Origin of the sequence: Solibacillus sp. FSL W7-1436, from assembly GCF_038007305.1 — a bacterium.
In the GTDB taxonomy this organism is placed as follows: domain Bacteria; phylum Bacillota; class Bacilli; order Bacillales_A; family Planococcaceae; genus Solibacillus.
Genome location: NZ_JBBOWV010000001.1, coordinates 2,460,329 through 2,471,275, shown reverse-complemented (window position 1 = coordinate 2,471,275; position 10,947 = coordinate 2,460,329). Strand labels below are relative to the sequence as shown.

At 40.1% G+C, this 10,947-nt stretch carries 15 protein-coding genes; all 15 read right to left on the bottom strand.

Annotated features, from left to right (window positions below):
• Positions 1-6: 6 nt before the first annotated feature.
• The 15 genes from flhB to MKX73_RS12055 all read right to left on the bottom strand — a co-directional run bounded on the left by flhB (position 7) and on the right by MKX73_RS12055 (position 10,946).
• A complete protein-coding gene (flhB, locus tag MKX73_RS12125) occupies positions 7-1,101 on the bottom strand; it encodes a flagellar biosynthesis protein FlhB (RefSeq protein WP_340717649.1) in 1,095 nt (364 codons plus the stop codon).
• Position 1,102: 1 nt separating this feature from the next.
• A complete protein-coding gene (gene fliR / locus MKX73_RS12120) occupies positions 1,103-1,879 on the bottom strand; it encodes a flagellar biosynthetic protein FliR (RefSeq protein WP_340717648.1) in 777 nt (258 codons plus the stop codon).
• Positions 1,880-1,883: 4 nt separating this feature from the next.
• Entirely contained in the window at positions 1,884-2,153 is a 270-nt protein-coding gene (fliQ, locus tag MKX73_RS12115) for a flagellar biosynthesis protein FliQ (protein ID WP_008403270.1), read from the bottom strand.
• A 13-nt stretch (positions 2,154-2,166) separates the two neighbouring features.
• Positions 2,167-2,832, bottom strand: coding sequence for a flagellar type III secretion system pore protein FliP (gene fliP / locus MKX73_RS12110; protein WP_340717647.1), 666 nt, complete (start codon positions 2,830-2,832; stop codon positions 2,167-2,169).
• On the bottom strand, positions 2,829-3,512 hold the full coding sequence (locus tag MKX73_RS12105) for a flagellar biosynthetic protein FliO (protein ID WP_340717646.1): 684 nt from the start codon (positions 3,510-3,512) through the stop codon (positions 2,829-2,831). The genes fliP and MKX73_RS12105 overlap by 4 nt, the downstream gene beginning before the upstream one ends.
• Positions 3,513-3,516: 4 nt before the next feature.
• A complete protein-coding gene (locus MKX73_RS12100) occupies positions 3,517-3,879 on the bottom strand; it encodes a response regulator (RefSeq protein ID WP_014824480.1) in 363 nt (120 codons plus the stop codon).
• A gap of 22 nt (positions 3,880-3,901) precedes the next feature.
• Complete coding sequence (gene fliY, locus MKX73_RS12095) at positions 3,902-5,179, bottom strand: flagellar motor switch phosphatase FliY (protein ID WP_340717645.1); 1,278 nt, start codon at positions 5,177-5,179, stop codon at positions 3,902-3,904.
• A complete protein-coding gene (gene fliM, locus MKX73_RS12090; protein ID WP_340717644.1) occupies positions 5,172-6,167 on the bottom strand; it encodes a flagellar motor switch protein FliM in 996 nt (331 codons plus the stop codon). Before fliM ends, fliY begins: the two co-directional genes overlap by 8 nt.
• A 45-nt stretch (positions 6,168-6,212) precedes the next feature.
• Positions 6,213-6,638, bottom strand: a complete 426-nt coding sequence (gene fliL / locus MKX73_RS12085; protein ID WP_340717643.1) for a flagellar basal body-associated protein FliL — start codon at positions 6,636-6,638, stop codon at positions 6,213-6,215.
• The gene (locus tag MKX73_RS12080; protein ID WP_008403278.1) at positions 6,628-6,849 is read right to left on the bottom strand and encodes a flagellar FlbD family protein; all 222 of its coding nucleotides are present in this window, start codon (positions 6,847-6,849) and stop codon (positions 6,628-6,630) included. The genes fliL and MKX73_RS12080 overlap by 11 nt, the downstream gene beginning before the upstream one ends.
• 63 nt (positions 6,850-6,912) lie before the next feature.
• Positions 6,913-7,902 (bottom strand): flagellar basal body rod protein FlgG, encoded by a 990-nt coding sequence (gene flgG / locus MKX73_RS12075; protein ID WP_340717642.1) that lies wholly within the window; start codon positions 7,900-7,902, stop codon positions 6,913-6,915.
• Between the two features lie 103 nt (positions 7,903-8,005).
• Positions 8,006-8,380, bottom strand: coding sequence for a TIGR02530 family flagellar biosynthesis protein (locus MKX73_RS12070; RefSeq protein ID WP_340717641.1), 375 nt, complete (start codon positions 8,378-8,380; stop codon positions 8,006-8,008).
• A gap of 12 nt (positions 8,381-8,392) precedes the next feature.
• Positions 8,393-9,088, bottom strand: a complete 696-nt coding sequence (gene flgD / locus MKX73_RS12065) for a flagellar hook assembly protein FlgD (protein WP_340717640.1) — start codon at positions 9,086-9,088, stop codon at positions 8,393-8,395.
• Positions 9,089-10,306 (bottom strand): flagellar hook-length control protein FliK, encoded by a 1,218-nt coding sequence (locus tag MKX73_RS12060; RefSeq protein WP_340717639.1) that lies wholly within the window; start codon positions 10,304-10,306, stop codon positions 9,089-9,091.
• Positions 10,307-10,331: 25 nt separating this feature from the next.
• Positions 10,332-10,946: a MotE family protein gene (locus MKX73_RS12055; protein ID WP_340717638.1), complete on the bottom strand. Its 615-nt coding sequence runs from the start codon at positions 10,944-10,946 to the stop codon at positions 10,332-10,334.
• Position 10,947 lies beyond the last annotated feature (1 nt).

The window sequence follows — 10,947 nt, the reverse complement described above, 5'->3', positions numbered from 1 at the left end:
TCTATGTCAAATTTTGCGTTTGATCCGGTATACATATGCAAGAACTTCGGCAACTGCTTTGAAAAACTCTTCCGGTACTGCCTGTCCGATTTCAACCTGGTCATACATCGCCCGGGCAAGCGGCCGATTTTCCACCATAATGACATCATGTTCTTTCGCAATAAGTTTAATTTTCTGTGCGACAAAATCGGTGCCTTTTGCAACAACTTTCGGCGCATCCATCCTATCTTCATCATATTTCAGCGCAATGGCATAATGGGTCGGGTTTGTAATGACAACATCTGCTGCAGGTACATCCTGCATCATTCTGCGCATTGCCATTTCACGTTGACGCTGTTTAATTTTCGACTTGATCAGCGGGTCACCTTCTGCATTTTTATGCTCATCTTTAACATCCTGTTTCGACATCTTCAATTGCTTTTCATATTCGTGCCGTTCATAAATATAATCAAACAATGCAATAAATACGAGCATAATTGAAGCGGCAATTCCCATGATTGCGGATAAATATGCTACTGTGGCCAGAATTTGTGCCGGACTATGTAAAGCAAGCGATAATACATCTTCCAAATAGACAATAATAACAACAGTTGTTACGGTCCCGATTAATGTTACTTTCAATAATGATTTAATTAAATTGACGATCGCTCGTACAGAAATAATCTTTTTGATCCCTTTGATCGGATCCATTTTTTTTAAATCTATTTTCAATGTCTCTGTTGTGAAAAGAAAGCCAAACTGAAAAAAGTTAGCTCCAATACCTGCAATGATGGCAATGACCATAATCGGCAGAACGATAATTGCCATCTCTTTAACGGATTCAACATACATATCCATTACGGTTTCAGCGTTCAGCGTTTCTATTAACATATTGCGGTTAAGTGCCTGCAGTAAAAAATCCTTCATTCCTTCGTACATGAATGGTGCAAAGAAAAGTAAAAAGAAAAATGACAATAGCAGTAATACGGCGGCTGTGACATCCTGACTTTTTAAAACTTGTCCTTTTTTTCGAGAATCCTGCCGCTTTTTCGGTGTTGCTTTTTCTGTTTTTTCACCTGCAAAAAACTGAAGGTCTACGTTGATCAATAGCTTTTCATCCATGTTAGCCACCACCTAAAATAACCATTAAGTCACGTAAAGAAATAATCATAAACTCGATTAGCTCCTGCATAACTCCTATTAATACAGCCATTGTCACCATCAATACTAGAAACCCTACTGCAATTTTAATCGGGAATCCGATTACAAATATATTCATTTGCGGTACCGTTTTCCCTGTAATCCCTAACGCTAACGTTACTAAAAATAATGTTGCAACTATTGGAGCTGACATTTGAAATGCTATGGCAAAAACAGAAACAAATATTTTGATAATAAACAGTGCGGTCCCTTCTTCACCGAAATTCGGGAAAAACTGGTCCATCGGCATAAACTGATAACTATAAAAAATTCCATCTAAAATAAGATGATGGCCATTTATTGAGAGCAATACTAAAAGCATTAAAAAATTTAAAAACTGACCCATTAACGGCGACTGGGCACCTGTTTGCGGATCGATAATATTTGCCATCGCAAAACCCATCTGGAAATCGATAAATCCGCCTGCTATTTGAACAGCGGAAACAATAATCATTGCGGCCAATCCTAGCATAAGCCCGATAATGGCCTCTTTTAAAACGAGCAGCAAATAGTAAGCATTAATTTCAAACGGCTCAATATTAAACGTATAATACATCATCCATGCTAAAGCGACAGCCAATATAATGCGCACTTGCGGTGGTATTGTACGATATGAAAATAAAGGGACGGAGACGAAAAATGCAGAGACACGCACTAAAATTAATAGCAGTATTGATAAATTCGGTAGTATTTCCGTCATTTTCTCACCCAATATACCGAACTAGGTTATTTAAAATGTCGTGAAAGTAATCCGTCATTTTGCTGATCATAAACGGACCAAAAAAAATAATCGCCACTAATACCGCTACGATTTTAGGTACGAACGCCAATGTTTGTTCCTGTATGGAAGTTGTTGCCTGAAATATACTGACTATTAAGCCGCTGATAAGCGCAATTAATAGTAAAGGTCCCGAAACTATCAATATCGTGAATACTGCATTTTCTGCAATTGCAATGACCATTTCCTGTGTCACTTTATATCATCCCCTAAAAACTTTGAAGTAAAGATTTCATCACTAAATACCAACCATCGACGAGTACAAATAACAAGATTTTAAATGGCAGTGAAATCATTACTGGAGGCAGCATCATCATCCCCATTGACATCAGTGTACTTGCGACGACCATATCAATAACTAAAAACGGAATGAAAATCATAAAGCCCATTTGAAAAGCTGTTTTAATTTCACTTAACGCAAATGCAGGTACAAGAAGCGTCATCGGAATTTCCTCGATGGAATCCGGATATTCTGCCTGATTATAATCGATAAAAAGCTCCAGATCCTTTTGCCTTGTATGCTGCGACATAAATTGTTTGAACGGAATTGTCGCACGTTCATATGCCTCTTCCAAATTAATTTCTTCATCAAAGAGCGGCTGCAATGCCTGTTCGTTTACTTGCTGGAATGTCGGAGCCATAATAAAGAATGTCAGAAACAGTGCCAACCCGATAATTACCTGGTTAGGCGGCATCTGGTTCGTGGCAAGGGCTGTCCTAGTAAACGACAGAACGATGACGATACGCGCAAATGACGTCATTAATATTAAAAGACTCGGTGCTAAAGATAGAACCGTTAACAGGAATAATAGTGTAACCGATGTGGATACATTTCCCGGATCACTTTCAGAAAACACGGAAAGAATGTCGTTCATCGATCATCACGCTCCTGTTCTTTCCAACGCTCAAGTTCGTCGCTTCGCTGCTGCTTGATTTTCCCGATTTTTTCATTGAATAAATCATTGAATCTAGGGCTTCCCGAATTTTCCTGAGGGCGTTTCTTTTGTGATAATTTATTAATTAACTGAGCTATATATGGTGAAGTATTCATCATGCTCTGCCTAGTTTCTAACTGATTTAGTAAATGGTCGATTTCCTCTTCGGATTCAATTTCCTTCAGAAGCTGTATGTTATCGCCGACACCAACTACATAAACTCGTTTACCAATTAGTAATAATTGTACAGACTTTTGCTGACCTACAGACAAGCCTCCGATATTTTTAATTACGGCATTTTGCTGATAGTTGAAGTTACGCTTGTTTAAATACTTTAAAATGAACAATAATAGCCCTATTACGAAGACAAGTGCTACTAAAACTTTCAGATATTCCAAAAATCCAATACTAACGGATGCCGAGTCAGTTTGTTCTGCGTCGGCATCCGGAGTACTTTCATCTGAATTTTTTTCTTCTGAACATACTTCAGGGTTTTCATTACAGTTTTCGTATACGTTACTTACCATCGCAAAAGTTCCATTTGAGATTGGTGTAAATAATGCCGTCATCAATACAATTCCAACAGCGATCCAAAATCGAAATGATTTTTTTGCTTTCATCAGATCAACCTAAAGCTTTTTGAATCGCTTCGATTACGCGATCTGCTTGGAAAGGCTTTACGATAAAGTCTTTTGCACCTGCTTGAATCGCATCGATAACCATAGCTTGTTGGCCCATTGCTGAACACATAATCACTACCGCGCTTGGATCCGTGCCTTTAATTTCTTTTAATGCTGCAATGCCGTCCATTTCAGGCATTGTAATATCCATTGTTACTAAATCCGGACGTAATTCATTGTACTTTTCAACCGCTTGAATACCATCAGCAGCTTCCCCTACTACTTCATAGCCGTTCTTCGTTAAAATATCCTTGATCATCATGCGCATGAATGCTGCATCGTCCACAATTAAAATCCTTTTAGACATACTCTGATTCCTCCAATTAAAACTATCTAATATTGTTCAAGCGATCTGCCTGACTTAAAATATCTGTGATGCGAACACCGAAGTTCTCATCAATTACTACAACTTCACCTTTTGCAATTAACCGGCTGTTTACTAAAATATCTACTGGTTCACCTGCCAGCTTATCTAATTCAATAATCGATCCGCTCGAAAGTTCGAGAATTTCTTTAACAGAACGTTTAGTCCGTCCCAGCTCGACTGTTACTTGCAATGGGATATCAAGCAGCATATTCAGATTGCGTGCTTCTGCCTGTGTAATGTTTGCCGGTTCGAAGCTTGCAAATTGAGCTTGCTGTACATTTGCCGGTGGTGCTGTATAAGCAGATTGCTGGTAAACCGGCTGTTCATATACAGGCTGCTGTTGCTGATATGCTTGCTGCTGAACCGGCTGCTCATACATTGGCTGCTGATTAACCTGCTGTTGTACTGGCTGCTGTATTGGCTGCTGTATTGGCTGCTGAACCGGTTGTTCAAACATCGGTTGCTGTGCAGTCGGTTGCTGCGGCTGCTGTTGTGTCGGCTGAACTGGCGTAGGCTCGACTGCTGTCGTTGCAGTAAGAGGCTCATCAGTTTCTCCCATTAATGACTTTACTATCTTTTTACTAAACTTTAAAGGTAGTAATTGCATTAAATTCGAATCGATCAATTCACCGATACGCAATCGGAATGAAATTTTCACTAACAATTCATCTGTAGGGATCGTGTCAGTGCCTTCATTTTGAGAGATGTTCAGTAAATCAATTGTCGGCGGTGAAATATCAACCTTTTGGTTAAACACCGTTGACATGGAAGTCGCAGCTGAACCCATCATTTGATTCATCGCTTCCTGCACAGCACTCAACTGGATTTCACTTAATTCAGGTCTTGGATTTACACCATCGCCGCCCAGCATCAGATCTGCAATAATTGCGGCATCCGACTGTTTGATTACGAGCAGATTCATTCCTGAAAGTCCTGTTGTATACTCTACTTGTACCGCTACATATGGATGCGGAAATTCCTGTTCCAGACGATTACGGTTAATCATTGTAATACTAGGTGTTGTAATATCTACTTTTTGACCCAGTAATGAAGATAATGCAGTTGCCGAACTGCCGAATGAGATATTTCCTACCTCACCTAATGCATCAATTTCTATTGGAGTTAAGTGATCCTCAACTTTAATTTCTTCCGGACTTGCTGTATTTGCAGAAAAATCCTCCAGCGTTTCGCCCCTTAACAGAGCCTCAATTTCTTCTTGGGAGAGCATTTCATCACTCATCTTCGTCTCCTCCTTTCAAAGGGTCGATAATTTGAACAGCCATTTTATTATTTAATTTTCCTGGCTGAACGGTAAATTTCGGTAAACTGCCAACTTTCAGTGTTAACGGATTTTCAATTTTTTGATTTAACGGAATGACATCACCGACAGCCATTGTCAGGAAATCTTCAATTGTAATGTCTGCCGTTCCTAATTCTGCAATAACCGGCAGTTTTGCCTGCTTCACACGAGTTTCCAGCATCTTCGTCTGTTCCGGTGAAATCTCCTTTGTATTCGTCTGCATCCAGTAGCGAACAGATAAATTCGGAACGATCGGCTCCAGTACGACATGCGGAATACAAATATTGATCATCCCTGTCGTTTCCCCGATAACTGTATTGAATGAAATGACCACAACCGTTTCATTTGGCGAAATCATTTGCAAAAACTGCGGATTCACTTCCAATTCCACAAGCATCGGATCGATTTCTGCAACGTTTTCCCAAGCTTCACGCAAATTATCAAAAGAGCGTTCAAATAAATTCGTCATGATTTTTGTTTCGATTTCAGTTAAATTGTCAACATTGCTGTGACTTCCGCCTGCCCCGCCCATCAGTCGATCGAGCATCGAATAGGCAATGTTCGGGTTGATCTCCATTAAAATATTGCCATCCAAAGGCGGCACCTCAAATACATTGATCAATGTCATGTTTGGGATTGAACGGACAAATTCTTCAAACGGAATTTGGTCCACGGATGCAACTGTTATTTGAACATAGCTTCTTAACTGTGCAGAAAAGAATGTTGTTAACAGTCGCGCAAAGTTTTCATGTATACGGGTCAAACTTCGGATTTGGTCTTTCGAGAAGCGCAGAGCCCGCTTAAAGTCATATACTTTAACTTTTCGTGTCTCATCTTCTTTTTTGATGTCTTCTGCAGACATTTCTCCGGTCGATATCGCCGAAAGAAGCGCATCAATCTCGGATTGCGACATTATATCTCCTGCCATTTGCCCACCTCCATTTCAAAAATTAAAATTGTGTAGTACTGATGATTACTGAAGTACGTATGAAGTAATATACACTTGCGTAACTTCCCCTTCTTGCATTAACTCATTTACTTGAGATTTAATTGCATCCTGGAATAAAATTTTACCTTGCTTGCCTTCCAGCGCTTTCTCTTCCATTTCAGAAAGTTCCTGAATAACGATGTTTTTCACTTGGAAATCTCGTTTAGACAACTCTTCACCGGCTTTTTTATCCGATGCCTGAATTTTCAATGTGATCCGGACAAAACTTCCGTCTGCCAAGTTCGTTGTAATCTCAGGAATGTCTACTGATGACTCGATAATTTCATCAATCGTTGGACCATCCGGCTTCTCTTTGTTGAGCTGTGTCAATAACACAACTAAAATAACACCGAACAAAGTAATCGTCACTAATATAATTAGCATAATTGTCGTTAATTTATTATTCTTCATCTTCTTCACCTCTAAGATGCGGATTCGATAAAACTTGAACATGCTGATAAAATGTCTTCACTTTTTGCCGCACCTGTTCTTCAGTCTCTAACACAATGAATTTACGTCCAGTCGTCAGCGTAATTTGGGTGTCCGGAAATGCTTCAACTGTTTCTATGTATAAAGCATTTAAAGTAAATGCTTTACCATTAAGGCGAGTCACCTCAATCATTTGAAATAGGGCCGGACCTGCATTTGAGAGCCGGCCCGGCCCCCCTTCTATAATAAATTTAAACTATCGTTTTAAGTTAACAAGCTCTTGTAAAATTTCATCCGAAGTTGTAATAATACGGGAGTTGGCCTGGAACCCGCGCTGTGCAACAATCATCTCCGTGAATTCATCCGAAAGGTCTACATTGGACATTTCAAGGAATCCTGAGTTAACTGAACCAACTCCATCCTGTGTTGCCAATTGAGCATAAACTACTCCCGAGTTCGGTGTTGTACGGAAATAGTTGCTTCCCGATTTTTCAAGACCGCTCGCATTTGCGAACTTCGCCAATACTACTGTACCAGCATATTGAAGATCTCCGGCCGAATCGACAAATGAAATTGTCCCGTCCTGTGAAATACTCATAGATTGAGCTGTTGTCGGAATACGAATCGGAGTAGCAGTTGTAGCTCCCTGTTCTTGTAATTCCCCAGTATCAGGATCAAGTAAGTTAGCTCCTGCAGCAACTTGCAGTCTGTTTTCATCAAAACCTGAACCAGGTGCAGCTGTAGGGTCTATCGCATCATACTCTGTAACATCTGCAGCAAAACCTACTAAGTATTTACCGTCTCCGTTAACTAAGAATCCATTTCGATCCATATAGAAATTCCCTGCACGAGTATAAAGGGTATTTGTGAATCCTTCTGCTGTAGCTGGAACACCGTTTGCTGCATCGCCTTGATCAAATTCAACTGCATCGGCAACCATAAAGAATCCGTCACCGGAAATAGCTAAATCCAATGTACGACCTGTCGTCTGCATAGAACCGGCATTGTGTATTGTATCAATTGCCGCCAGTTGTGAACCTAATCCTACTTGAATCATGTTTACCCCACCCCGAGTTGCTGAAGGTGCAGATGCTCCTGTTTGTGTTTGTGAAATTAAATCTTTAAATACCGTACGTTCTTTTTTATAGCCGTACGTATTAACATTTGAAATATTGTTCCCAATCACGTCTAATTTTGTCTGAAAGTTTTTTAAGCCTGAAATACCTGAATACATTGAACGTAACATGAAATGTCGTTCTCCCTTCGTTTCTCAAATCTGTTTTTTTGTTTTGGTTCAGCCGTATCTATCATTCAACGACTGTAGGCTTCCTTACTTCTGAAGGTCCGGCCTATAAAAGGATTGTTCCATCGATATTGGTAAATAGTTGCTGTTTCGCTTCATTCCGATCCAATGCCGTAATAACCGTCGCATTTTTTGCACTTACAATTAAGGCTGCCTGATCTAACAGTACTAATGGCTGCTTCACACCTTTATCTTTTGCCTCGAACACTTTCTCGGAAATTTGCTGCCATTCACGATCTGTTATGGAAATATTTCGTTCATTCAGCCGTTCTGCAGCATGCTTGCTTATTTTTAATTCATCACCGGTCGCCTGTTTTAAATGATCCATAAAGGACTGCTTTGAAATTTGCTCAGTATTTTGCTTTACTGCCGGCTTTATCGGCGGGTGGTAAGGGATATGTTGAATATTGACGCGGTTCATCAGCCACACCTCTTATTCTGCTGCATTTTCATTTTGGGTTGTTTGTGAACTCACGGTAAACTGGTCTTTCGTTAAACGGGAACCATCATTTAAAATATATTCGATATTCACATTATTTGTTTTGATCGCTTCTATAATTGCCTCAACGATCTGGTCACCATTCGTATATTGAACGGTCTGCCCGATCATCTGGCTTGCTTCCGCTAGCGGATTTCCTGCTGGTACTACCGGCTCTGCTGCACCCGTACTGCCAAGAATTGATGAAATATTGCCCGGGTTAATTTCCTTGCCGTCAGCCAGCACAAACACGGCCTCGCCCTCAACAAACTTTAATTCCTGAATTGCGCCTGTTCCTTCGTTGTAGATCGGCTTGTTGTCTGCATCCACTTTGTCTGTAATTTCATGCCACTTCACTTCTTTGCCGACAAATGTTGAATAATTCATTAATTGTGACTGTTGGTTTGATTCAAGCAGATTCTCCAACGCCTTTGTCATATTTTGCATTTGTTCAAGCGAAGAAAATTGGGCCATCTGTGCAATAAATTCCTTATCATCCATCGGGCTTGTCGGATCCTGGTTTTGCAATTGGGTAATTAATATTTGTAGAAACGCGTCTTTCCCTAGCGCTCCATTATCTTGTTTATTCGATACTTTGAAATTTGCATTATTCGCCGGTAAATAAAAATCATTTGAAATTGAGTTTGCCACTTATTCTACCTCCTCGCTTAATAGATCTTTAAATGAAATATTTTCTTCTTCTAGCGTATCTTCTTTATTCTCCTGTTCTTCTCCATCTTTTTGACGGAAGAAGTTATTGAAGAAGTTTTGATCACGCGCATTCCGATCGGCGTCCTGTAAAGACTGTGCAACATCGATTCGTTCCATTTGGATATTTTGAGAGACAAAACCGGCTTTTAACTGGTTAATATTATTTTCCAGCAGTTCTTTGCCCATCGCTGTCGTCGCCAATAATCGGGCAGTCATGATTCCGTCTTTCTGAACCAATTCAATTCGTATTTGACCAAGGTTTTCCGGAAACAGTTTCAGGAATAATTTCATATTACCTGGCTGTCCTGAAAGCTGGCTGCGATTGATCAAGTTTTGAATTTCTTTTATTAATGCATCCGATTGCGCAGGCTTTTCTGCAGGTAATGTAACGGTCACAGTTTTGGAATGTGTCACTTGCTGCTGTAAATGACCTGCTGTTTGCGTATCCGTCTCAACTTTTGCAGTAGTTTGCTGTGCTACTTGTTGGAAAGTCGTGGTTTTCGTCGTACTCTGCTCTGTACCTGCTAATTTCCGGGCTTCATTCGCCAATGCCAGCAATGCATCTTTTAAACTGTTTAACTGAATTTCCTGTTGATAGACCGTATCGACTTTACTTCCGGCCAGTTGAGCCAACTTCAACAGCTGGACAATCTGCAGCAATTCTTTCTGCTGTGTATTGTTTTGCTCAGGCTTCTGCACAGCTGCCATTACTTCATTTAAAATATGCGGTGCCTGTTCTATAAGAGACCATACATCCGTAATTTCCTGCTTCGTGTCCCCTAATAACTGTTCAAGAATTTGACTTAACTCCGCTTTTGTCATTCCTAACAGCTCCGTCAAGTTATCCAATGTCATGAGTTCGTCCAGCGCAACCGGTGTACTTTCTTCACCTACTAATGCGAAGAGCCCCGACTCATCCAGGTTCACACCTAATTGTTCGAGTAAACTTTCCAGCGAGTCCTCTTCAAAAATTCCGGACATTCTTTCAGCTAGCGGCGGATCTGACATTTCAGGTTTCTTGGTAGGAGCAGACGACTTTGAAATCATCGAATTAAATACACTTCCAAATGCTTTTGAATCCGGCTTTGCTGTTTTTACAGTGTTTGGCTGGAAATCTTGCTTCGGCATTTTTACTGTTTGAAACATTGCTATATTCATTTACTGCACCTCCTCCATTCAAGGTTTATTGCTGTGATAAAAGCTCTGTAAAGCGGGCAGCATCTGCCGGTTCCATTTTTGCGAAAATAGCTGATAAAGTATCGGGTTTCATTTCCGACATAATACGCACGCTTTCTGTGTCACTCATTTCAACTAATATAGGTGCCGCTTTTCTTGCAGACATTTTTTCGAAAGTTGAAAGAATTTCTTTAAACTCTTTTTTCGATTCTTCCTGATCTCGCTGCAGTTTTTCAATTTCAAACTGCAATCGTTCCTGCTCTATTAAAAGTTCTTCCTTTTCAGTCGCTGTAGCATCAATTTGTGATTGGAGCTGGGAAATCTTCGCTTCTTTTTCTTGAATTTCCGCTTGCAGCTCTACTACTTTTTGTTCACTTAATGAGCTGTTTTCAACTGCTCCCTCTTTTTCATCCGAGCTGATAAACGGGATCTTATCAATTGCCTCATCCGCCATTTTAAACACGTTATATTCCGTCATAGTTGTAATAACCAATAAAATTGCGATGAGAAACATGAACGGGATTAAGAATAGGTAGAAAAACTTTTTGAAAAAACCTGGAGATTGGCTTTCCAATTCCATTTCTTCCACTTGTTCCATCGTATTTTTTATTTTTTTTGCCACG